Origin of the sequence: Streptococcus sp. (assembly GCF_032481935.1) — a bacterium.
Lineage (GTDB): Bacteria > Bacillota > Bacilli > Lactobacillales > Streptococcaceae > Streptococcus.
The window spans coordinates 14,165-36,655 of record NZ_JAWERU010000015.1 but is presented as its reverse complement, the minus strand read 5'-3'; the positions used below and the strand labels follow the sequence as shown (position 1 = coordinate 36,655).

The 22,491-nt window shown below is 41.1% G+C and carries 21 protein-coding genes; 18 read left to right on the top strand and 3 right to left on the bottom strand.

Annotated elements, in window-relative coordinates; genetic code table 11:
* From E7C97_RS04505 to E7C97_RS04475, 7 genes are all read left to right on the top strand, one after another.
* Complete coding sequence (locus E7C97_RS04505; RefSeq protein WP_316108285.1) at window positions 1–1,008, top strand: ABC transporter substrate-binding protein; 1,008 nt, start codon at window positions 1–3, stop codon at window positions 1,006–1,008.
* On the top strand, window positions 1,008–1,736 hold the full coding sequence (locus E7C97_RS04500; protein WP_316108284.1) for an ABC transporter ATP-binding protein: 729 nt from the start codon (window positions 1,008–1,010) through the stop codon (window positions 1,734–1,736). The genes E7C97_RS04505 and E7C97_RS04500 overlap by 1 nt, the downstream gene beginning before the upstream one ends.
* 116 nt (window positions 1,737–1,852) lie before the next feature.
* Window positions 1,853–2,311, top strand: coding sequence for a CtsR family transcriptional regulator (locus E7C97_RS04495; RefSeq protein WP_316108283.1), 459 nt, complete (start codon window positions 1,853–1,855; stop codon window positions 2,309–2,311).
* 6 nt (window positions 2,312–2,317) lie between these two features.
* The gene (locus E7C97_RS04490) at window positions 2,318–4,750 is read left to right on the top strand and encodes an ATP-dependent Clp protease ATP-binding subunit (RefSeq protein ID WP_316108282.1); all 2,433 of its coding nucleotides are present in this window, start codon (window positions 2,318–2,320) and stop codon (window positions 4,748–4,750) included.
* A 247-nt stretch (window positions 4,751–4,997) separates the two neighbouring features.
* Entirely contained in the window at window positions 4,998–6,056 is a 1,059-nt protein-coding gene (locus E7C97_RS04485) for an AAA family ATPase (protein WP_301393476.1), read from the top strand.
* Between the two features lie 9 nt (window positions 6,057–6,065).
* Window positions 6,066–6,842, top strand: coding sequence for a nicotinamide riboside transporter PnuC (gene pnuC / locus E7C97_RS04480; RefSeq protein ID WP_301393477.1), 777 nt, complete (start codon window positions 6,066–6,068; stop codon window positions 6,840–6,842).
* 1 nt (window position 6,843) lies between these two features.
* Window positions 6,844–7,617, top strand: a complete 774-nt coding sequence (locus E7C97_RS04475; protein ID WP_301393479.1) for an NUDIX hydrolase — start codon at window positions 6,844–6,846, stop codon at window positions 7,615–7,617.
* A gap of 249 nt (window positions 7,618–7,866) precedes the next feature.
* On the opposite strand, the gene E7C97_RS04470 is transcribed toward E7C97_RS04475, so the two are convergent.
* Window positions 7,867–8,061, bottom strand: coding sequence for a hypothetical protein (locus E7C97_RS04470; RefSeq protein WP_316108281.1), 195 nt, complete (start codon window positions 8,059–8,061; stop codon window positions 7,867–7,869).
* Window positions 8,062–8,341: 280 nt separating this feature from the next.
* On the opposite strand from E7C97_RS04470, the gene E7C97_RS04465 reads away from it, so the two are divergent.
* Window positions 8,342–9,034 carry a hypothetical protein gene (locus E7C97_RS04465; protein ID WP_049508072.1) on the top strand — a complete coding sequence of 231 codons (693 nt, stop codon included), beginning with the start codon at window positions 8,342–8,344 and terminating at the stop codon, window positions 9,032–9,034.
* Between the two features lie 212 nt (window positions 9,035–9,246).
* Window positions 9,247–9,933: a YoaK family protein gene (locus E7C97_RS04460; protein ID WP_049508074.1), complete on the top strand. Its 687-nt coding sequence runs from the start codon at window positions 9,247–9,249 to the stop codon at window positions 9,931–9,933.
* Between the two features lie 43 nt (window positions 9,934–9,976).
* Here E7C97_RS04460 and dusB read toward each other — a convergent pair whose 3' ends face one another.
* Both dusB and hslO read right to left on the bottom strand, forming a co-directional pair.
* A complete protein-coding gene (gene dusB, locus E7C97_RS04455; RefSeq protein WP_049508077.1) occupies window positions 9,977–10,957 on the bottom strand; it encodes a tRNA dihydrouridine synthase DusB in 981 nt (326 codons plus the stop codon).
* A complete protein-coding gene (hslO, locus tag E7C97_RS04450; RefSeq protein ID WP_301393485.1) occupies window positions 10,944–11,816 on the bottom strand; it encodes an Hsp33 family molecular chaperone HslO in 873 nt (290 codons plus the stop codon). Before hslO ends, dusB begins: the two co-directional genes overlap by 14 nt.
* A gap of 165 nt (window positions 11,817–11,981) precedes the next feature.
* Here hslO and E7C97_RS04445 point away from each other — a divergent pair, with 165 nt between their 5' ends.
* From E7C97_RS04445 to dltD, 9 genes are all read left to right on the top strand, one after another.
* On the top strand, window positions 11,982–13,409 hold the full coding sequence (locus E7C97_RS04445) for a helix-turn-helix domain-containing protein (RefSeq protein ID WP_301393487.1): 1,428 nt from the start codon (window positions 11,982–11,984) through the stop codon (window positions 13,407–13,409).
* Window positions 13,410–13,568: 159 nt separating this feature from the next.
* Window positions 13,569–15,077 (top strand): glycerol kinase GlpK, encoded by a 1,509-nt coding sequence (gene glpK / locus E7C97_RS04440; protein WP_075232366.1) that lies wholly within the window; start codon window positions 13,569–13,571, stop codon window positions 15,075–15,077.
* A 41-nt stretch (window positions 15,078–15,118) separates the two neighbouring features.
* Complete coding sequence (gene glpO / locus E7C97_RS04435) at window positions 15,119–16,945, top strand: type 1 glycerol-3-phosphate oxidase (protein WP_301393489.1); 1,827 nt, start codon at window positions 15,119–15,121, stop codon at window positions 16,943–16,945.
* A 70-nt stretch (window positions 16,946–17,015) separates the two neighbouring features.
* Complete coding sequence (locus E7C97_RS04430) at window positions 17,016–17,720, top strand: MIP/aquaporin family protein (RefSeq protein ID WP_301393491.1); 705 nt, start codon at window positions 17,016–17,018, stop codon at window positions 17,718–17,720.
* A gap of 229 nt (window positions 17,721–17,949) precedes the next feature.
* Window positions 17,950–18,081, top strand: a complete 132-nt coding sequence (locus tag E7C97_RS04425; RefSeq protein WP_000358457.1) for a teichoic acid D-Ala incorporation-associated protein DltX — start codon at window positions 17,950–17,952, stop codon at window positions 18,079–18,081.
* A 20-nt stretch (window positions 18,082–18,101) separates the two neighbouring features.
* Window positions 18,102–19,652, top strand: a complete 1,551-nt coding sequence (dltA, locus tag E7C97_RS04420) for a D-alanine--poly(phosphoribitol) ligase subunit DltA (RefSeq protein ID WP_301393493.1) — start codon at window positions 18,102–18,104, stop codon at window positions 19,650–19,652.
* Complete coding sequence (dltB, locus tag E7C97_RS04415) at window positions 19,649–20,893, top strand: D-alanyl-lipoteichoic acid biosynthesis protein DltB (protein ID WP_301393495.1); 1,245 nt, start codon at window positions 19,649–19,651, stop codon at window positions 20,891–20,893. Before dltA ends, dltB begins: the two co-directional genes overlap by 4 nt.
* 13 nt (window positions 20,894–20,906) lie before the next feature.
* A complete protein-coding gene (gene dltC / locus E7C97_RS04410) occupies window positions 20,907–21,146 on the top strand; it encodes a D-alanine--poly(phosphoribitol) ligase subunit DltC (protein ID WP_000351968.1) in 240 nt (79 codons plus the stop codon).
* The gene (gene dltD, locus E7C97_RS04405) at window positions 21,139–22,407 is read left to right on the top strand and encodes a D-alanyl-lipoteichoic acid biosynthesis protein DltD (protein ID WP_316108280.1); all 1,269 of its coding nucleotides are present in this window, start codon (window positions 21,139–21,141) and stop codon (window positions 22,405–22,407) included. The genes dltC and dltD overlap by 8 nt, the downstream gene beginning before the upstream one ends.
* Window positions 22,408–22,491: the final 84 nt, after the last annotated feature.

The following is a 22,491-nucleotide window of genomic DNA, read 5'->3' as shown; positions in this document are numbered from 1 at the left end:
ATGAAGAAAACATGGAAAGTGTTTTTAACGATTGTAACAGCCCTTGTAGCTGTTGTACTTGTAGCCTGTGGCCAAGGAACTGCGTCTAAGGATAACAAAGAAGCAGAACTCAAGAAGATTGATTTTATCCTAGACTGGACGCCAAATACCAACCACACAGGGCTTTATGTTGCCAAGGAAAAAGGCTATTTCAAGGAAGCTGGAGTGGATGTGGACTTGAAATTACCACCAGAAGAAAGTTCTTCTGACTTGGTTATCAATGGTAAGGCACCATTTGCAGTGTATTTCCAAGACTACATGGCTAAGAAACTGGAAAAAGGAGCGGGAATTACCGCTGTTGCAGCGATTGTAGAACATAATACATCAGGGATCATCTCTCGTAAGTCTGACAATATCAACAGTCCAAAAGACTTGGTTGGTAAGAAATACGGAACTTGGAATGACCCAACTGAGCTTGCTATGCTGAAAACCTTGGTAGAATCTCAGGGTGGAGACTTTGAGAAGGTCGAAAAAGTACCAAACAACGACTCAAACTCAATCACACCGATTGCCAATGGCGTTTTTGATGCTGCCTGGATTTATTATGGTTGGGATGGAATTCTTGCCAAATCTCAAGGTGTGGACGCTAACTTCATGTACTTGAAAGATTATGTCAAGGAGTTTGACTACTACTCACCAGTTATCATTGCAAACAACGATTATCTGAAAGACAACAAAGAAGAAGCTCGCAAAGTCATCCAAGCCATCAAAAAAGGCTACCAATACGCTATGGAGCACCCAGAAGAAGCTGCAGATATCCTCATCAAGAATGCACCTGAGCTCAAGGATAAACGTGACTTTGTCATCGAATCTCAGAAATACTTGTCAAAAGAATACGCAAGCGACAAGGACAAATGGGGACAATTTGATGCTGATCGTTGGAATGCCTTCTACAAATGGGATAAGGAAAATGGAATCCTCAAGGAAGACTTGACTGACAAAGGTTTCACTAATGAATTTGTAAAATAATGACAGAAATTAGACTAGAACACGTAAGCTATGCCTACGATGATGAAAAGATCTTAGAGGATATTAACCTACAGGTGACTTCAGGTGAAGTTGTCTCTATCCTAGGCCCCAGTGGTGTAGGAAAGACCACACTCTTTAACCTGATTGCAGGGATTTTAGAAGTCCAGTCTGGGCGAATCATTCTTGACGGTGAGGAAAATCCCAAGGGGCGCGTGAGCTATATGCTACAAAAGGATCTACTTTTGGAACACAAGACCGTTCTTGGCAATATCATCCTGCCCCTCTTGATTCAAAAGGTCGATAAGGAGGAAGCCATTGCCCGTGCAGACGAAATCCTTGCTACCTTTCAGTTGACGGCTGTACGGGATAAGTATCCTCATGAGCTTAGTGGTGGGATGCGCCAGCGTGTGGCCTTACTCCGCACTTACCTTTTTGGGCACAAGCTCTTTCTTTTAGATGAGGCCTTTAGTGCCTTGGATGAGATGACCAAAATGGAACTCCATGCCTGGTATTTGGATATTCATAAACAGCTAGGCCTGACGACACTCATCATTACGCATAGTATAGAGGAAGCCCTTAACCTTAGCGACCGTATCTATATCTTGAAAAATCGCCCTGGGCAGATTGTTGCTGAAATTCAACTAGATTGGTCTGAAGACGAGGACAAGGAAGTCCAAAAGATTGCCTACAAACGTCAAATCTTGGCAGAATTAGGCTTAGATAAGTAGAAAGATAGGGAGTTGGTGAGGATTCTTCATTACCAGCCCCTTTTTCTTTTAAAAAATCGAAAAATTCGGTATAATAGTCAAAGATAGTCAAGGTTCAAAGAAAGAGGTGGCGTTCTATGAGATTTAAAAATACATCAGACCATATAGAGGCCTATATCAAGGCGATTTTGGAGCAGTCGGGTATGGTTGAATTGCAACGAAGCCAATTGGCGGATACCTTTCAAGTCGTGCCTAGCCAGATCAACTATGTGATTAAGACTCGATTTACTGAAAGCAGAGGCTATTTAGTTGAAAGTAAGCGAGGAGGAGGCGGTTATATTCGCATTGGTCGGATTGAATTCTCCAACCATCATGATATGCTCCGCGATTTACTGTATTCGGTGGGCGAAGAAGTCAGCCTAGTTATCTTTGAAGATGTTTTAAGACTCTTGTTTGAACAGGATTTAGTGACTCGTCAGGAGATGAATCTATTACTAGCGATGGCGACAGACCGGGTTCTAGGTGAGGATGCCAATCTTATCCGTGCCAATATGCTCCGACAGTTATTACAAGAGGTAGATAGAAAAGGAAAATAGAACTAAATGAAATATTCAAAAGCATTGAAAGAATGTATAGACAGTGCCTTTCTGGTCGCAAGTCATTTTGGGGCAGAATACCTAGAGTCTTGGCACCTATTGATTGCTATGGCCAATCATAGTTATAGTGTGGCAGGGGCAACTTTGAATGAATTTCCCTATGAGATTGATCGTCTGGAGGAAGTTGCTGTAGAGCTGACTGAAACAAAGTATAGCGATAAGGAAAATTATCAGGAGTTGCCTTTTTCACACCGTTTGAAGGTATTGTTGTTGGAAGCAGAGCACGTTGCTTCTGTCGTTCATGCCAAGGTATTAGGAACAGAGCACGTGCTTTATGCTATCTTACATGATGGCAATGCCTTGGCTACTCGTATTCTAGAAAAAGCGGGATTTTCTTATGAAGACCAGAAGGACCAAGTCAAGATTGCTGGACTTCGTCGTAGTCTTGAAGCGCGTGCTGGTTGGACTAGAGATGATTTAAAGGCCCTTCGTCAACGCCATCGGACGGTAGCGGACAAGCAAAATTCTATGGCTAATATGATGGGTATGCCTCAGACACCAAGTGGAGGTTTGGAAGATTATACGCATGATCTTACAGAGCAAGCTCGCTCAGGGAAATTGGAACCAGTCATCGGGCGTGACCAAGAAATCTCTCGTATGATTCAAATCTTGAGCCGTAAAACTAAAAACAATCCAGTTTTAGTTGGAGATGCAGGTGTGGGTAAAACAGCGTTGGCACTTGGTCTTGCGCAACGTATTGCCAACGGAGATGTACCAACTGAGATGGCTAAAATGCGAGTTCTAGAGCTTGATTTGATGAATGTGGTTGCGGGAACTCGTTTCCGTGGTGATTTTGAAGAACGTATGAACAATATCATCAAAGATATTGAGGAAGATGGCAAGGTCATCCTCTTTATCGATGAGCTTCATACCATTATGGGCTCAGGAAGTGGGATTGATTCGACCTTGGATGCGGCCAATATCCTGAAACCTGCCTTGGCACGTGGAACTCTGAGAACTGTCGGTGCGACTACTCAGGAAGAATACCAAAAACATATCGAAAAAGACGCAGCCCTTTCTCGTCGCTTTGCAAAGGTGATGATTGAGGAGCCAAGTTTAGCAGATAGTATGGCTATTTTGCAGGGCTTGAAAGCAACTTATGAGAAACACCACCATGTCCAAATTACAGACGATGCAGTCGAAACAGCTGTCAAAATGGCACATCGTTATTTGACAAGCCGTCACTTGCCAGACTCAGCGATTGACCTTTTGGATGAAGCGGCAGCAACAGTGCAAAATAAATCGAAACACGCTAAACAAGAAGAGTCAGGTTTAACACTAGCTGATAAGGCCTTGGTGGATGGGAAATGGAAGCAAGCAGCTCAACTCATTGCAAAAGAACAGGAAGTACCTATTTATAAAGATGTAGTAGAAGAATCTGATATTTTGACCACCTTGAGTCGCTTATCAGGAATTCCTGTTCAAAAATTGACACAAACGGATGCCAAGAAGTATCTCAACCTTGAAGCTGAACTGCATAAACGTGTGATCGGACAGGAACAGGCTGTATCTAGTATCAGTCGTGCTATTCGCCGTAATCAATCAGGTATTCGCAGTCATAAGCGTCCGATTGGTTCCTTTATGTTCCTAGGACCAACAGGTGTCGGTAAGACCGAATTGGCCAAGGCCTTGGCAGAAGTCCTCTTTGATGACGAATCAGCCCTTATCCGCTTTGATATGAGTGAGTATATGGAGAAATTCGCGGCCAGCCGTCTCAACGGAGCTCCTCCAGGTTATGTGGGTTACGAAGAAGGTGGAGAGTTGACCGAGAAGGTTCGCAATAAACCGTACTCAGTACTTCTCTTTGATGAGGTAGAAAAGGCGCACCCAGACATCTTTAATGTGCTCTTACAGGTTTTGGATGATGGTGTCTTGACGGACAGTAAAGGTCGCAAGGTTGACTTCTCTAATACCATTATCATCATGACGTCAAACCTTGGTGCGACAGCCCTTCGTGATGACAAGACAGTTGGTTTTGGAGCTAAGGATATTCGTTTTGATCAAGAAAATATGGAAAAACGGATGTTTGAGGAGCTGAAAAAGGCTTATCGTCCAGAGTTTATTAACCGTATTGATGAGAAGGTAGTCTTCCATAGCTTGTCAAGTCAAGATATGCAAGAAGTAGTTAAGATTATGGTCAAACCATTGATTGCTAGTCTTGCAGAAAAAGGAATTGACTTGAAACTCCAAGCATCTGCCCTTAAACTTCTAGCTCAGCAAGGCTATGATCCAGAGATGGGGGCTCGTCCACTACGCAGAACTTTGCAAACAGAAGTAGAAGACAAACTAGCAGAACTTCTCCTTAAAGGTGAATTAGAAGCTGGCAAGACTCTGAAGATTGGTGTCAAAGCTGGTCAATTAAAATTTGAGATTGTTTAAAAATGTGAGGTTGGAACAGATTGTTTCAACCTCTTTTTTGAAAAGTTGTTACTCAAATAAGGATTTGGATTTTGCATTTATTTTAAGGATTTCAAAACAGAATGCTACTGATCAGGTTTTGCATATCAAGTAAAAAAATCTTATCATGCAGCAATGTTTTTATAAAAAATAATAAAAAAGCATTGACAAACAGAACAAGATAGAGTATGATATAAAATATAAAAAGTTATAAAAAAGTTGAAAAGACATGAAAAAACAGATAGCAGTGGTTTTTGGAACCTTTGCTCCCTTGCATCAGGGGCATATTGATTTAATCCAAAGAGCAAAACGACAATGCGATGCTGTATGGGTGGTAGTTTCAGGTTATAAGGGAGATCGTGGTGAACAGGTTGGACTTACACTACAAAAGAGGTTTCGCTATATTCGTGAAGCATTTCGAGATGATGAGTTGACCTCTGTTTGTGAACTTGACGAAACCAATATTCCACGCTATCCAATGGGCTGGCAGGAGTGGTTGGATCAGATGTTGCAGGCCATTTCCTATGACCAGACTGGTGAGGAACTAATCTTTTTTGTAGGAGAGTCCGAATACCAACAAGAATTGTCAGAACGTGGTTTCGAGACTGTTCTACAGGAAAGAAAATTTGGAATTTCGGCTACCATGATTCGAGAAAATCCAAGCAAATATTGGAAATATATCGCTCAACCTTTCCGCCGTCAGTTTACAAAGAAAGTATTGATTATGGGAAGTGCTAGTAATGGTAAAACAACTCTAGCCAAGGATTTAGCTCGTTTTTATGATGCGCCAGTCAGTCTGGAGTATGCTCGTGAGTATCAGATAAAAAATAATGTCAGAGATGATGAGCTTACCCCAAAAGATTATTATTACCTTCTTTTGGGCCAATATGACCAAACTTCCAAGTTAATCGATAGCAATGCCAATCGAGGCCTGGTCATTGCAGACACCAACTCATTGGTAACCAAGGGCTACTACGATTACTACATGGAAAGCGAAGAGCAGGAGGACTTGTCCGGAGAGACCTTTGACAATCTCTTTGTTTCCATATTAGCCAAGGAAAAGTGGGATTTAATCCTCTTTGTGCAACCTATTGGCTCTTATGTCAATGATGGTTTTCGCGACATGACTATGGCAGAAGACCATATCCGTCACAGTTTTTCTCAGCATTTGGATATGATGAGGGAGCAATATCTAGCCAATATCCCTCATGTTTATCTAGCTGATGACTATCTAGGAAATTATGAAGCAGCAAAAGTGGCTATTGATGCCATTTACCAAGCAGATTAGGAGAAGAAAATGAAAAAAATAACTGAAAAAATCACACGATTTATTGAAAACTTTAAAAATGTTCACGCAGAAGCTCGTAAAATTGGTTTTGCAGGAGTTATGCGTTTGCTTTGGAAAGACCTCTTTGTGGGACGCAGTCTTTTCCAGTGGCTCTATTTGATTGCTTTATCAAGTGTCCCTCTTATTCTGGAGTTTACACAAAACACGGAAAGTCATGACTGGGTTGGTCTCTTGGCTTCTTGGACAGGGATTGTCTGCGTTATCTTAGTTGCTGAAGGTCGAGCTAGTAACTACCTTTTTGGTACTATTAACTCTGCAATCTATTTGGTCCTAGCTATGAATGCTACTTTCTACGGTGAAGTTTTGACAACAGTTTATTTCTTTGTCATGCAGCCTATTGGTCTCTATACTTGGTTGTCTAATCGGATCAATGAGCAAGGAAAACCAGAAGAATCCCACTTTGAAGCTAAGAAACTTGGCCTGATTGATTGGATCAAATATTTGGCTTTGACAGTCATCATCTGGATTGGCATGGGCTTTGCCTACCAAAGTATCCATAGCGCTCGTCCTTTCCGTGACAGTGTTACCGATGCAACCAATGGTGTTGGTCAGCTCTTGATGACACGTCTTTACCGTGAGCAATGGATTTTCTGGATTGCTACCAATCTCTTTAGTATTTACCTCTGGTGGGGTGAAAATATCCATATCCAAGGTATGTACTGGGTTTATACCATCAATAGTTTAGTCGGTTGGTATCAATGGACAAAAGCTGTCAAGGAGGGATAAGATGACTGAAACGATAATCCCGGCTGGAATGACAGAGAGAGAATATTTTGAGATTCATGCGACTGAGAAGGAATTTTTAGACTGGTACTGCAAACAGGATCTTCCTCAGTATGAAAAACCGAGCGTGACGGTGGATATGGTAGCTTATTGCTTTGTGGAAGGGAAAATCAAACTCTTGCTAATTCGTCGCAAGGCCCATCCTTATCAAAACTGTTTGGCTTTGGTCGGTGGTTTTATGGATAAGAGCGAAGATGCAAGGCATGCTTGTCAGCGTGAAGTGAGAGAGGAGGTTAACCTCGACCTTCCTTTGGAAAAAATCGAACAGTTGATGACAGTATCTACTCCAGGTCGTGATCCGCGGGGCTGGACGGTTACTATCGCCCACTTGGTGTATCTACCTAGTCGAGCACTCGAACTCGTTCAAGCTGGAGATGATGCCAAGGATGTGGTTTTTGTCGATGTTGATTTTCAGACGGGTAAGTGCTTCCTAGAGGGACTAGAGCTGGGGGAGCAAGCCTTCGCCTTTGACCATTATGCCATTATCCAAGAGTCTATTAAACGAATCCAAGGGCGTCTTGACTGGAATCCGACCTTCCTCTATCTGCTAGAGGAGGAATTCACTGTCTATGAAGGAACCGAATTAGTCAATCTCATCAATCCAGGACGACCAATCGTCAGCAATAACTTTCTTGTAAAATACGGTGAGTATGTAGAAGAAGTTGGACTCAAACGAGTGCCTAAAAAGAAACCAAGAAAAACCTATCGATTGAAATAAAAGGCTTGGGGACAGAAATCGATAGATCAAGTCTCGGTTTCCTAGTCTCAGATTTGAGAAGTTTCAACAAATCCGATGGCTGGTTGAAGCTTGAGAATAGGGAAAATAAAGTTTGTCTTAAAAGTCAGTTCAACTATCGTGTCAAAGGTTTATTATTCATAAAAAATCGAGGTCGGGATTTTTCCCGGCCTCTTTTTTGATGCTATCTGACTGCTAAGGATGTTTATCTTTATTAGAATTGCTCATGATTCAAATGAATAAATCTTTGTATTTATATTTTAAATAGGTTTCGTGTAAATACAATAAAGCTACATAGACAATCATGAAAATGGCAGTTAAGTAGAACAAATCAAATGTTGTTTGAGCGTAATGAGTAGCAATCCCATAAGAAGAGAAAGCACCAATAATCAACCAAGGAAGATATTTGTAATATTTCTTTGACATAAACCTACACCTCCAATATCCTATCTCAATTTTATTATAGCCCTTTAAGAAAAAAATGCAAGCGATTACACGTATAAAATATAGTATTCTCATAGGAAAAATTTTCCTGTTTTTTTAATTCTTTACGAATAAAAGATATAGGAGGAGTAAGAAAATAAATGTACTAAAAAATAATTCTAAAAAATTTTAGATAAATAGTTGACAGATTTAAAAACAAATATTACAATAATGTTACAAAAACATTTCTTAATATTTCAAAAATGTTACAAAGGAGCATAAAATGAAAAATAAAACTTCTATCAAATTAATGGCTGCAACTGTACTCGCTTCAACATTACTATTGGGGGCTTGTGGCAATAAGAAAGAGAATACTGCAAGTGATAGTTCTAGCAAGACAACACAAGCATCTTCTAGTTCTAAGGCAAGTTCTTCAAGTAAAGAGAACAAGACTCAGAAGTCCTCAAGTTCAGCTTCAACAGAAAAAGCTAAATCATCATCTTCTGATCAGTCAACGACTACTGCTAACCAATCGCAAGCAACACCAGCACCAGAAACAAAACAAAATCAAGAACCTTCTGCTAAGCAAACCCCTTCTCAAGCCCCATCCAATCAACAAGGAACACAAGCAAAATCGAATCAGTCAGCTTATGATCCAGCAACTGATCGCAAACTCCAAGACAAGCAAGCAGAGCACAATAAACGTTATAAAGGTGTCTTGACTATGGTAGACAAAGATTTTTCGGCTGCGGCTGGGAATTGGAAGGGTGCGAATGGTGAAACGATCACTGTCTCATCAGGCGGTCAATTTACAGTAGAATCTGCTGATGGCAAGAAAGAAAACTACTCTATCCAAAGCTATTCTTATACCCTTGATGATGGAAAATACAATGCTGAAGTAGGTGGTGGAAAAGTCATCCAAATTACAACAGGTGCAGATGGTACTGTTTCAAGTGTTACTTTGATTAAACCATAGACTTCAGTACAGAAATAATTTGTTTAAAAATAGTCCAGTTGATGAGTGCCTACAGCATTTGAAGTTGATAAGACGTCATAAATGAACTTCAGAGATGAGACTAACTTAGGAGTATATCTAATCATATCTACCTGAACTGACCGTTTTTCACTTAGTTTCTTTCAGAGAAAGTGGTATAATGAAAAAATCAAAGGGAAACGAGTGATGAATCAATGCCAGATAAATTAATTTTACCTCAAAACACACGGCTCATGGGAGTGTTTCTTGGCTTTATCGGTGGTTCTTTGGATGTATTCTGTCACATCCAGTACCATAGTTTGGTGGCGACACAGACAGGGAACATTCTCCTACTGATATCAGATTGGCACGACTCACATGTCATCAATACCATGTTGCGATTCTGCTCGATTATATTCTTTTCCCTAGGCTTTCTTTTTGCCTTACACATGAAAGAATATCGCAAAACAGCCTATTGGCGGGTTAAGATGCTGCTTCCCTTATTTATCGGGACCCTTGTTCTGCCCTTCTTTTCCCGCTTTCCTCTATTAGAAGTTCCTTTTATTGCTTTTGGAACTGGAATGATGCTGCTAACATTTACGGGTAGTTTGATTGAAGATCATCCTTATGTCATTTTTATGACGTCTGGAAATTACCGAAAAATGTTGATTGCTTTGTATCGCATCGTTAGAGGAGAAGGAGATGTTCAAGAATATCGTCGACAAGCCTTGAACTATGGTATTGTTGTAGGTAGTTTCGTAGTGGGGGCCATTAGCTTGGCTGTATCTATGCATTTTTTCCATGAATGGTCTATTTGGATTGTCAGCTTTAATTTGTTGTTGATTATGGCATACTATATTGCTAGAGTGAAGCAGTTAGATTTGCAAGATGAAAATATATAAAAAACGGCAGATCTCAATTTGAGATTTGCCAATTTTTATACGTTTATGCTTTTTCTAACTGTAAGAGAGCTTCAATTTCTGCAAGTGTGCTTGCCTGTGAGATAGCTCCACGGAGTTTAGCGGCGCCAGATGTTCCACGGAGATAGTGAGGAGCGAGGCCACGGAATTCACGGACCGCAATCTTTTCTCCCTTGAGATCAATCAAGCGTTTTAAGTGCTCATAGGCAATTTTCATCTTGTCTTCAAAGGTTAAATCAGGCAGGATTTCTCCAGTTTCAAAGTAATGATTGATTTGATTGAAGAGATAAGGATTTCCCATAGCTGCGCGTCCAATCATAACGGCGTCGGCACCGACTTCCTCGATGCGTTGTTTAGCTTCTTGAACCGTACGGATGTCTCCGTTAGCGATAAATGGAATCTTGGTCAGAGCTTGTGCAACCTTATGAAGAGTCTCAAGGTCAGCGTGCCCAGTGTACATCTGTTCACGTGTACGACCATGCATAGCGAGGGCAGAGACACCTGCAGCTTCGGCAGCAAGGGCATTCTCAACTGCTAGGGATGGGTCAGACCAGCCCGTACGCATTTTGACAGTAAGGGGGATATCAAGGACAGATTGAACTTTGTTAATGATAGAGTAAATCTTATCTGGGTCCTTGAGCCACATAGCCCCAGCTTCGTTTTTCACGATTTTGTTAACTGGACAGCCCATGTTGATATCCACGATATCGGTCTTGGTGTTTTCTTGAATGAATTCTGCTGCGCGTGCAAGGCTATCTTCATCGCTACCAAAAAGTTGGATAGAGACTGGGTTTTCGCCTTCATCGATATGAAGCATGTGAAGAGTTTTTTCGTTGTTGTATTGGATTCCCTTGTCAGAGACCATTTCCATGACAACGAGTCCAGCTCCAAGCTCTTTTGCAATGGTACGGAAGGCAGAATTGGTTACTCCCGCCATGGGTGCTAAAACGGTCCGATTGGGAATCTCAACATTACCAATCATAAAAGGTGTATTAAGATTTGTCACGAATGAGTTCCTCCAGGTCATTTTCATCGAAATTATAAGTAGTTTGGCAGAATTGACAAGTAATTTCTGCACCGTGGTCTTCGTCCTTCATTTCCTGCAAGTCTGAGCTTGGAAGACTAGAAAGAGCCTTCATAAAACGTTCTTTGCTACAGTCACATTGGAAACGAATTTCTTCTTCAGACAGACGTTTGTATGGTTCGTCTCCGTAGATAGCCTTGAGAAGGGCTTCGATATGGTCATCGCTTTCTAGAAGAGTCGAAATAGCTGGCATTTCTTGGATACGTTTTTCAAAGCGAACAATCTCTTCTTCCTTGGCTCCTGGCAACACTTGGACTAGGAAGCCACCTGCAACCTTGACCTTGTCGTCTTCATCCAAAAGGACATTGAGGCCGACTGCAGAAGGGGTCTGTTGACTTTCTGTTAGGTAGAAAGCTAGATCTTCACCGATTTCTCCCGAGATGAGGGGAGTCATAGAGTTATAAGGATTTCCAGTACCATAGTCTGTGATAACGAGGAATTGACCGTTTCCGACAAAAGGCCCGACTAGGACTTCACCAGTTGCAGTCTTTTTAATGTCAACTCCAGGGTTTTGAATGTAGCCTTTGACGTTACCCTTGGTATCTGCAACTGTGATAATGGCACCGAGGGAGCTAGTCCCAAGAACCTTGACGGTCAGCTTGGTGTTTCCTTTCTCATTGGCAGCAAGAATTTGGCTAGCGATAAGTGTACGACCAAGCGCTACAGTTGAACTAGCTTGGGTTTGATGTTTTTCTTGAGCAGTGCGGACGGTTTCTGTGCTATCAAGGACAAAAGCACGAAAGGCTCCGCTTTCTGATATAGTTTTAATAATTTTATCCATAGCTACTATTTTAGCATAAAAATGCCCAAAGGGGGAGTGGGGTGTTTGCTGATTCTGAGGATTATTTGAGTTTGAAACTAGGGAAAAACCGAAAAGATAAACAGATTATTTTAGCATTTTTTTAATTTATGCTATGCTTGAAGAAGAAAATGAAAGGGGTAACAAATGTATTTAGGAGACTTGATGGAAAAAGCTGAAGCTGGTCAATTTTTAGTCCTTTCTTTTTTATTGCAGGAGTCACAAACGACCTTAAAAGCACTGATGGAGGAGACGGGCTTCTCTAAAGCGACTGTGACCAAGTACATCTTATTCACAAATGAAAGAGCGCAAACAGTTGGTCTAGATGTACAGATTCATTTACAGGAAGAGCAGGTCAACTTGTCAGTCGGTGCGACTACTAAGGGGCGTGATATTCGTCGCCTATTTTTAGACAATGCGGTGAAATACCAGATTTTACTATATCTGCTCTATCACCATCAGTTTCAAGCCCATCAGCTGGTTCAAGAATTGATGGTCAGTGAGGCCACGCTTGGGCGCCACTTATCTGGTTTAAATCAGATTTTATCCGAATTTGATTTATCTATCCAAAACGGACGTTTGCGAGGTCCAGAGCACCAGATTCGTTACTTTTATTTCTGTCTTTTACGTAAGGTTTGGTCGAGTAAGGACTGGGGAAATGAAATGCAAAAGCCTGAGAGAAGGCGGGAGATTGCTAGTTTAGAAGAAATCTGTGGTGCTCAATTGTCTTCGGGGCAGAAGTTAGACTTGATTTTGTGGAATCATATCAGCCAACAACGTTTACGTGTCAATGCCTGTCAATTTCAAGTCATAGAAGATAAAATGCGAGGCTATTTTGACAATATTTTCTACCTTCGCTTGTTGAGAAAGACACCGTCCTTTTTTGCTGGGCAACATATTCCTTTGGGAACTGAGGATGGTGAGATGATGATTTTCTTCTCTTTTATTCTTTCTCATCGCATTTTGCCCCTACATACCATGGAGTATATCCTTGGGTTTGGAGGGCGGCTGGCAGATTTGTTGACGCAACTGATTCAAAAAATGAAGAAAGAGGGCTTGCTAGGCGGTTATACGGAAGACCATGTCACCTATGAACTGAGTCAATTTTGTGGGCAAGTCTATCTATTCAAGGGCTATATTTTACAAGACCGCTATAAGTACCAGTTAGAGAATCGTCATCCTTATTTGCTGATGGAACATGATTTTAAAGAGATAGCAGAGGAGATTTTTCATGCTTTACCTGCCTTTCAGCAGGGGACGGACTTGGATAAAAAAATACTTTGGGAATTGCTTCAATTGATGGAATACATGGCAGAAAATGACGGTCATCATATGCGGATTGGTCTAGATGTAACAGCGGGTTTTCTTGTCTTTTCAAGAATGACTGCTATCTTGAAACGCTATTTGGAATACAATCGTTTTATTACTATTGAAGCCTATGACCCTAGTCGGCACTACGATTTGCTGGTTACCAATAATCCTATTCATAAAAAAGACCAGACTCCAGTATATTATTTAAAAAACGACTTAGATATGGAAGATTTGGCAGCGATTCGTCAGATATTATTTGCTTAAAAGGCTTGGGAATCCAGGTCTTTTTTTGTGAAATTCTCACAATCTTATCAATTTTTTTTAAAATTTTAAAAAACTTGATAAACAAGAAAGCGTTTTATTTTGTATACTAGTTACTGTAAAGAGGAAATAACCTCAAGATCTTTATCAGGAGGACAGCACATGTCACAAGAAAAATACATTATGGCCATTGACCAAGGAACTACCAGTTCTCGTGCCATTATTTTTAACAAAAAAGGGGAAAAGGTCAGCTCAAGTCAAAAAGAATTCACACAAATCTTTCCACAAGCAGGTTGGGTTGAGCACAATGCCAATGAAATTTGGAACTCAGTCCAGTCAGTAATCGCTGGGGCTTTTATCGAAAGTGGTATCAAGCCAAATCAAATCCAAGCTATCGGGATTACCAACCAGCGTGAAACGACAGTTGTTTGGGATAAAAAGACAGGTCTTCCTATCTATAATGCCATCGTTTGGCAGTCTCGCCAGACAGCGCCTTTGGCTGAACAACTAAAAAAACAAGGTTATGTAGAGAAATTCCATGAGAAGACTGGTCTGATCATCGATGCTTACTTCTCTGCGACCAAGGTTCGTTGGATCTTGGACCATGTAGAAGGCGCTCAAGAGCGAGCAGAAAAGGGTGAGTTGCTCTTTGGTACTATCGATACTTGGTTGGTTTGGAAATTGACTGATGGTGCGGCTCACGTGACCGACTACTCAAATGCGGCTCGTACCATGCTCTATAACATTAAAGAACTCAAATGGGATGATGAGATTTTGGAAATCCTCAACATTCCGAAGGCTATGCTTCCAGAAGTTCGTTCTAACTCTGAAATCTACGGTAAGACAGCTCCTTTCCATTTCTACGGCGGTGAAGTGCCAATCTCAGGTATGGCTGGGGACCAACAGGCAGCCCTCTTTGGACAGTTGGCTTTTGAGCCTGGTATGGTCAAAAATACTTACGGAACAGGTTCTTTCATCATCATGAATACTGGTGAAGAAATGCAGTTGTCTGAAAACAACCTCTTGACAACCATTGGTTATGGTATTAACGGCAAGGTTTACTATGCCTTGGAAGGTTCTATCTTCATCGCAGGAAGTGCCATTCAATGGCTTCGTGACGGACTTCGCATGGTTGAAAACTCACCAGAGTCTGAAAAATATGCTCGTGACTCTCACAATAATGACGAAGTTTATGTCGTTCCAGCCTTTACAGGTTTAGGTGCTCCATACTGGAACCAAAATGCTCGTGGTTCTGTCTTTGGCTTAACTCGTGGAACAAGCAAAGAAGATTTTATCAAGGCAACCTTGCAATCTATCGCTTATCAAGTGCGTGATATCATCGATACCATGCAAGTGGATGCTCAGACAGCTATCCAAGTCTTGAAGGTGGATGGCGGTGCAGCTATGAATAACTTTCTCATGCAGTTCCAAGCGGACATCTTAGGAATCGACATCGCACGCGCCAAAAACTTGGAAACAACTGCTCTAGGAGCAGCCTTCCTAGCAGGTTTGTCAGTAGGCTACTGGAAGGATTTGGATGAGTTGAAACTCTTGAATGAGACAGGAGAACTTTTTGAGCCATCCATGAACGAATCTCGCAAGGAACAACTCTACAAAGGCTGGAAGAAAGCTGTGAAAGCAACTCAAGTATTTGCGGAAATCGACGACTAATACTGGAAGAATAAAGCGACTTAATTAGAAAGTGTGTAGATATGGAATTTTCAAAGAAAACACGTGAATTATCAATTAAAAAAATGCAGGAACGTACCTTGGATCTCTTGATTATCGGTGGGGGGATCACAGGGGCTGGTGTAGCTTTACAGGCGGCAGCTAGTGGTCTTGAAACTGGTTTGATTGAAATGCAGGATTTCGCAGAAGGAACATCAAGCCGTTCGACAAAATTGGTTCACGGAGGTCTTCGCTACCTCAAACAATTCGACGTAGAAGTGGTGTCAGATACGGTTTCTGAACGTGCAGTGGTTCAACAAATTGCTCCACACATTCCAAAACCAGACCCAATGCTCTTGCCAGTTTACGATGAGGATGGAGCGACCTTTAGCCTCTTCCGTCTCAAAGTAGCCATGGATTTGTATGACCTTTTAGCAGGGGTTAATAACACGCCAGCTGCCAACAAGGTCTTGAGTAAGGAAGAAGTCTTGGAACGTCAACCAAACTTGAAGAAAGAAGGTTTGGTAGGAGGTGGGGTTTACCTTGACTTCCGTAACAACGATGCCCGTCTCGTGATTGAAAACATCAAACGTGCTAACCAAGATGGTGCCCTCATTGCCAACCACGTTAAGGCAGAAGGCTTCCTCTTTGACGAAAGTGGCAAGATTACTGGTGTCGTAGCCCGTGATTTGTTGACAGACCAAGTCTTTGAAATCAAGGCTCGTCTGGTGATCAACACAACAGGTCCTTGGAGCGACAAGGTACGTAATTTGTCTAATAAGGGAACCCAATTCTCACAAATGCGTCCAACTAAGGGAGTTCACCTAGTAGTGGATTCAAGTAAGATCAAGGTTTCACAGCCAGTTTACTTTGATACAGGTTTGGATGATGGCCGTATGGTCTTTGTTCTCCCACGTGAAAACAAGACTTACTTTGGTACAACGGATACAGACTACACAGGTGATTTGGAACATCCAAAAGTGACTCAGGAAGATGTAGATTATCTGCTTGGCATTGTCAACAACCGCTTCCCAGAAGCAAACATCACTATTGACGATATCGAAAGCAGCTGGGCAGGTCTTCGTCCATTGATTGCAGGCAATAGCGCTTCTGACTACAATGGCGGAAATAACGGAACTATCAGTGATGAAAGCTTTAATAACTTGATTGCGACTGTTGAAGCTTATCTATCGAAAGAAAAAACGCGTGAAGATGTTGAATCTGCTGTCAGCAAGCTTGAAAGTAGTACTTCTGAGAAACATTTGGATCCATCTGCAGTTTCTCGTGGTTCGAGCTTAGATCGTGATGACAATGGCCTTTTGACCCTTGCTGGTGGTAAAATTACAGACTACCGTAAGATGGCAGAAGGAGCTATGGAGCGCGTGGTTGATATCCTCAAAGCAGAATTTGATCGTAGCTTTAAACTCATCAACTCTAAGACTTACCCTGTTTCAGGTGGAGAATTGAATCCAGCAAATGTGGACTCAGAAATCGAAGCCTTTGCGCAACTTGGAGTGTCACGTGGTTTGGATAGCAAGGAAGCTCATTACCTAGCAAATCTCTATGGTTCAAATGCACCGAAGGTCTTTGCTCTTGCTCATAGTTTAGAACAAGCACCAGGACTCAGCTTGGCAGATACCTTATCCCTTCACTATGCAATGCGCAACGAGTTGGCTCTTAGCCCAGTTGACTTCCTCCTTCGTCGTACCAACTACATGCTTTTCATGCGTGATAGCTTGGACAGCATCTTAGAGCCAGTTTTGGATGAAATGGGACGATTCTATGACTGGACAGAAGAAGAGAAAACAACTTACCGTGCTGATGTCGAAGCAGCTCTTGCTCAAAATGACTTGGCAGCATTAAAAAATTAAGAAAAACTAGAAGAGAGGGAGACAAGCGTTCCTTGCTTTCTCTCTCCTTCTTTTAAATGGAGACAAAGATATGATGAAAGAATTATTTGGAGAATTTTTGGGGACTTTAATCCTGATTCTCCTAGGAAATGGTGTTGTTGCAGGTGTGGTTCTTCCCAAAACTAAGAGTAACAATTCAGGATGGATTGTCATTACCATGGGTTGGGGAATTGCCGTTGCTGTCGCGGCCTTTGTGTCTGGCACCCTCAGTCCAGCTCATTTAAATCCAGCTGTGACCATTGGTGTGGCTTTAAAAGGTGGTTTGCCCTGGGCATCAGTATTCCCTTATATCCTAGCCCAGTTCGCAGGGGCTATGCTCGGTCAGATTTTGGTTTGGTTGCAATTTAAACCACATTATGATGCAGAAGAAAATGCAGGCAATATCCTGGCAACCTTCAGTACTGGACCAGCCATCAAAGATACTGTATCAAACTTGATTAGCGAAATCCTTGGCACCTTTGTATTGGTATTGACAATCTTTGCTTTGGGACTTTATGACCTTCAAGCAGGAATCGGAACCTTTGCAGTGGGGACTTTGATTGTCGGTATCGGTCTATCACTAGGTGGGACAACAGGTTATGCCTTGAACCCTGCACGTGATCTTGGACCTCGTATCATGCACAGTATCCTTCCAATTTCAAACAAGGGAGACGGAGACTGGTCTTATGCTTGGATTCCAGTTGTGGGACCTGTTATCGGTGCAGCCTTGGCCGTGCTTGTATTCTCACTTTTCTAAGATAAAAGAGCTATTTGTAACAAAGTTTGAGAATCCAATCTCAAACTTTGTTGTTTTTTGAAGGCAAAACATTAATATCTTAACTTGTCTTAAAATAAGCTAAAATGTGCTTTCTAAAAATGGTAAACAGTTGAAAATGAAGAGACTAAAGTGGTAAAATGGGAACAAGAAAAAATAGTAATTGTATATTTGCATAAAATTATTGAAAATTTACAAAAAGAAGTTAATTATGGATAAAAAGAAACCAATCTATGTTTTTTTAGGACAAACGGTCCTGTATTTTATTGTTCTACTTGGTTTGCTTTACTTTTTTAGTTACCTAGGACAAAGTCAGGGAAGCTTTATTTACAATGAATTTTAGTTTAAAGGAGAAAAATCATCGTGTCTAATAAGCCGATAAAAGATATGATTGAAGCGATTGAATATTTCGCCCAAACTCAACCTACCTTTCCAGTATACAATGTCTTAGGGCAAGAGCACACTTATGGAGATTTGAAGTCTGATTCGGATAGTTTGGCTGCAGCTATTGATCAACTGGATTTACCAGAGAAGTCTCCCGTGGTTGTTTTCGGAGGCCAAGAATATGAAATGTTGGCAACTTTTGTAGCGCTGACTAAGTCAGGTCATGCCTACATTCCAATTGATAGCCATTCGGCTTTGGAGCGAGTTTCAGCTATTTTAGAAGTGGCAGAGCCAAGTTTGATTATTGCCATTTCAGAATTTCCATTGGAGCAGGTTTCTACACCGATGATGAATCTAGCTCAGGTTCAAGAAGCCTTTGCCCAAGGGACTAGCTATGAAATCACGCATCCAGTCAAGGGCGATGATAACTACTACATTATCTTTACTTCAGGGACAACTGGAAAACCAAAAGGGGTGCAAATTTCGCATGATAATCTGCTCAGCTTTACCAACTGGATGATTACGGACAAGGAATTTGCGACGCCAGATCGTCCACAAATGTTGGCGCAACCACCCTATTCTTTTGACTTGTCTGTCATGTACTGGGCACCGACCTTGGCTCTTGGAGGAACGCTTTTTGCCCTCCCATCAGCCATTACTCAAGACTTTAAGCAGCTCTTTGCGACTATCTTTTCACTTCCAATTTCTATCTGGACTTCAACACCATCTTTTGCAGATATGGCCATGTTGTCTGAAGATTTCAATGCTGAAAAGATGCCAGGGATTACCCATTTTTATTTTGATGGGGAAGAGTTGACCATTAAAACCGCTCAGAAATTGCGCGAGCGTTTCCCAAATGCGCGTATCATCAATGCTTACGGTCCAACGGAAGCAACAGTTGCTTTGTCAGCAGTCGCTATTACAGATGAGATGTTGGCAACCTTGAAACGTCTTCCGATTGGCTACACCAAACCTGATTCACCAACCTTCATCATCGATGAAGAGGGCAATAAATTGCCAAATGGTGAGCAAGGGGAGATCATCGTGTCTGGACCAGCCGTTTCAAAAGGTTATATGAATAATCCAGAGAAAACAGCAGAAGCCTTCTTCGAATTTGAAGGTCTGCCAGCCTATCATACGGGAGATGTGGGAACTATGACAGATGAAGGTCTCCTTCTCTATGGTGGACGGATGGACTTCCAGATCAAGTTTAACGGTTACCGCATTGAGCTAGAAGATGTTTCTCAAAACTTGAATAAATCTCAGTATGTTGAATCCGCTGTTGCAGTTCCACGTTACAACAAAGACCACAAGGTTCAAAACCTCTTGGCCTATGTTATCTTAAAAGATGGCGTCAAAGAACAATTTGAGCGCGAAATTGATATCACGAAAGCTATCAAGGAAGACTTGGAAGATATTATGATGTCTTACATGATGCCATCTAAGTTTCTTTACAGAGAGGAATTGCCACTAACTCCAAATGGCAAGATTGACATCAAAGGATTGATTAACGAGGTGAATAATAGATGATGGATTTCCTGAAACAGCTGCCTCATATTGAGCCGTATGGGAATCCGCAGTACTTTTTGTACGTGATTACTGCTGCCTTGCCAATCTTTATCGGTCTTTTTTTCAAAAAACGCTTTGCTTGGTATGAAATACTGGTTAGTCTCTTCTTTATCGTTACCATGTTGACGGGTGGCAAGACTAATCAAATAGCTGCCTTAGGAATCTATCTAATTTGGCAAATTGTACTGGTTCTTTTTTACAAGCAGTATCGAAAAATTCGAGATGGCAAATGGATTTTCTATCTCGTTAGTCTGTTGTCTTTACTTCCAATCGTATTTGTAAAGGCGCAAACAGCCATTAACGGAACACAATCCTTGCTGGGTTTTATCGGAATTTCTTATTTGACATTTCGTTCGGTGGGAATCATCATCGAACTCAGAGATGGAGTCATTAAGGATTTGAAGATGTGGGAGTATTTGCGTTTTCTTCTCTTTATGCCGACATTTTCAAGTGGTCCTATTGATCGTTTCAAACGTTTTAATGAAAATTATAAGACGATACCAGAGCGCGATGAGTTGCTAGATATGCTAGCCGAGTCCGTTCGGTATATCATGTGGGGATTTCTGTATAAATTTATCCTAGCTCATATTCTAGGCGAGATTTTATTGCCACCACTAAAGAATTTAGCTCTACAAACAGGAGGCGTCTTTAACTATTATGTAGTGGCCATCATGTACACATTTGGTTTGGAGCTCTTCTTTGACTTTGCAGGTTACTCTATGTTTGCTCTAGCTATTTCAAATCTGATGGGGATTCGTAGTCCAATCAACTTCAACAAACCTTTCTTGTCAAGAGATTTGAAGGAGTTTTGGAATCGTTGGCACATGAGTTTATCCTTCTGGTTCCGTGACTTTGTCTTTATGCGCATGGTCATGGTGATGACGAGAAAGAAATTGTTTAAGAATCGAAATGTGACCTCAAGTGTCGCCTATATCTTGAACATGCTCCTTATGGGGTTCTGGCATGGGATAACTTGGTTTTACATCGCCTACGGACTCTTTCATGGAGTGGGCTTAGTCATTAATGATGCCTGGGTTCGAAAGAAAAAAACGCTCAATAAAGAACGTAAGAAAGCAGGGCAAGCTCCCTTGCCTGAGAATCGCTGGGTTCAGTTGCTTGGCATGGTGATAACCTTCCATGTCGTGATGATTTCATTCTTAATCTTCTCTGGATTTTTGAATGATTTATGGTTTAAAAAATAAAAGGAATTAAAAAATGGATATCAAATCAGAAGTTATTGAAATTATTGATGAATTGTTTATGGAAGATGTTTCTGACATGATGGATGAAGATCTTTTTGATGCAGGTGTCTTGGATAGTATGGGGACAGTTGAATTAATCGTGGAAATCGAAAACCGATTTGATATTCGTGTCCCAGTTACAGAATTTGGTCGTGATGACTGGAATACAGCTAATAAAATCGTAGCAGGAATTACGGAGTTAAAGAATGCTTAAACGCTTGTGGCTGATTTTCGGGCCTGTCTTTCTAGCGGGCTTGTTGGTGTGCCTTCTTATCTGTTTCTATCCAAGTAGCCCAAGTCATAATCTCATGGAGGAAAAATACTCTGCCGCTTCGATAAGTGCAGAGAGCTTTAAGGAAAGAAGTCAAAAAGTGAGAGCTCTCACGGATCCTAATATACGTTTTATACCCTTTTTGGGTTCGAGTGAATGGATTCGTTTTGATAGCATGCATCCAGGAGTATTAGCTGAAAAGTATAATCGCCCCTATCGTCCTTATTTTATGGGGCAGGCAGGAGCAGCTTCTCTTAGTCAGTACTTTGGACTACAACAAATCACATCTGAGCTTGAAAACAAACAAGCGGTATTTGTAATCTCTCCGCAATGGTTTACAAAAGAGGAGCACGATGCGCCTACTTTTCAAAGCTTTTTTAACAATGACCAGTTGACGGCCTTTTTGGAAAATCAATCCGGAGATCTGGCTGCTCAATATGCGGCCACTAGACTCTTGAAGCAAAATCCAAGAGTACCGATGAAGGGGATTGTTGAGAAGCTTGCCAAGAATGAACAATTGTCAGACTTTGATCAAACGATGGTTAATCTCTCTGCCGAGTTCAATGAAAGACAAGCTGCTCTTTTTGGTCAATTCTCCATTCATGGTCGATTAAAGTACAAGGATCATATTGAAAAATATTTGAGCAGCCTCCCAGATCAATTTTCTTATGAAGAATTGGAAAATATTGCACGTAAGGATGCAGAAGAAAATACGACCAATAATGATTTGGGGATGGATAACCACTTTTACAATACTCAACTAAAGAAAGATTTAAAAAAGTGGGAAGGGTATCAAAAAAATTACAACTTTCTCCAGTCAAGTGAGTACAATGATTTACAGTTAGTGCTCGATCAATTTGCAAAATCTAAGGTCAATGTACTCTTTGTCTTTCAACCTGTCAATAAAAAATGGATGGATTATACAGGCTTGAGTGAAGAAATGTATCAACACACTGTCGAAAAAATTCGTTACCAGTTGGAGAGTCAAGGTTTCACTAATATTGCTGATTTTTCAAAAAATGGTGGAGATCCCTACTTTGTTAAGGATACGATTCATATTGGTTGGTTGGGCTGGTTGGCGTTTGATAAGGTTGTAAATCCTTTTTTGAGCAATCCAACAACCGAACTTAATTACCAAATGAATGATCGTTTCTTTAGTCAAGATTGGGCGGATTACGATGGTAACATCAAAGATTTTCAATAATATAGAAAAGGAGTTTGAGCTTTTTGTTCAGACTTTTTTTATGAAATGTCGGATAGGTTACCTTCAAAAAGGTTAAAAGTTTTA

Coding starts and splice junctions, on each gene's coding strand:
- E7C97_RS04445 (WP_301393487.1), top strand. CDS start 11,982: ATGTATTTAGGAGACTTGATGGAAAAAGCTGAAGCTGGTCAATTTTTA.
- E7C97_RS04430 (WP_301393491.1), top strand. CDS start 17,016: ATGATGAAAGAATTATTTGGAGAATTTTTGGGGACTTTAATCCTGATT.
- pnuC (WP_301393477.1), top strand. CDS start 6,066: ATGAAAAAAATAACTGAAAAAATCACACGATTTATTGAAAACTTTAAA.
- E7C97_RS04500 (WP_316108284.1), top strand. CDS start 1,008: ATGACAGAAATTAGACTAGAACACGTAAGCTATGCCTACGATGATGAA.
- E7C97_RS04470 (WP_316108281.1), bottom strand. CDS start 8,061: ATGTCAAAGAAATATTACAAATATCTTCCTTGGTTGATTATTGGTGCT.
- E7C97_RS04505 (WP_316108285.1), top strand. CDS start 1: ATGAAGAAAACATGGAAAGTGTTTTTAACGATTGTAACAGCCCTTGTA.
- glpK (WP_075232366.1), top strand. CDS start 13,569: ATGTCACAAGAAAAATACATTATGGCCATTGACCAAGGAACTACCAGT.
- E7C97_RS04425 (WP_000358457.1), top strand. CDS start 17,950: ATGGATAAAAAGAAACCAATCTATGTTTTTTTAGGACAAACGGTCCTG.
- hslO (WP_301393485.1), bottom strand. CDS start 11,816: ATGGATAAAATTATTAAAACTATATCAGAAAGCGGAGCCTTTCGTGCT.
- dltD (WP_316108280.1), top strand. CDS start 21,139: ATGCTTAAACGCTTGTGGCTGATTTTCGGGCCTGTCTTTCTAGCGGGC.
- E7C97_RS04485 (WP_301393476.1), top strand. CDS start 4,998: ATGAAAAAACAGATAGCAGTGGTTTTTGGAACCTTTGCTCCCTTGCAT.
- dltC (WP_000351968.1), top strand. CDS start 20,907: ATGGATATCAAATCAGAAGTTATTGAAATTATTGATGAATTGTTTATG.
- glpO (WP_301393489.1), top strand. CDS start 15,119: ATGGAATTTTCAAAGAAAACACGTGAATTATCAATTAAAAAAATGCAG.
- E7C97_RS04460 (WP_049508074.1), top strand. CDS start 9,247: ATGCCAGATAAATTAATTTTACCTCAAAACACACGGCTCATGGGAGTG.
- E7C97_RS04475 (WP_301393479.1), top strand. CDS start 6,844: ATGACTGAAACGATAATCCCGGCTGGAATGACAGAGAGAGAATATTTT.
- E7C97_RS04495 (WP_316108283.1), top strand. CDS start 1,853: ATGAGATTTAAAAATACATCAGACCATATAGAGGCCTATATCAAGGCG.
- E7C97_RS04465 (WP_049508072.1), top strand. CDS start 8,342: ATGAAAAATAAAACTTCTATCAAATTAATGGCTGCAACTGTACTCGCT.
- E7C97_RS04490 (WP_316108282.1), top strand. CDS start 2,318: ATGAAATATTCAAAAGCATTGAAAGAATGTATAGACAGTGCCTTTCTG.
- dltB (WP_301393495.1), top strand. CDS start 19,649: ATGATGGATTTCCTGAAACAGCTGCCTCATATTGAGCCGTATGGGAAT.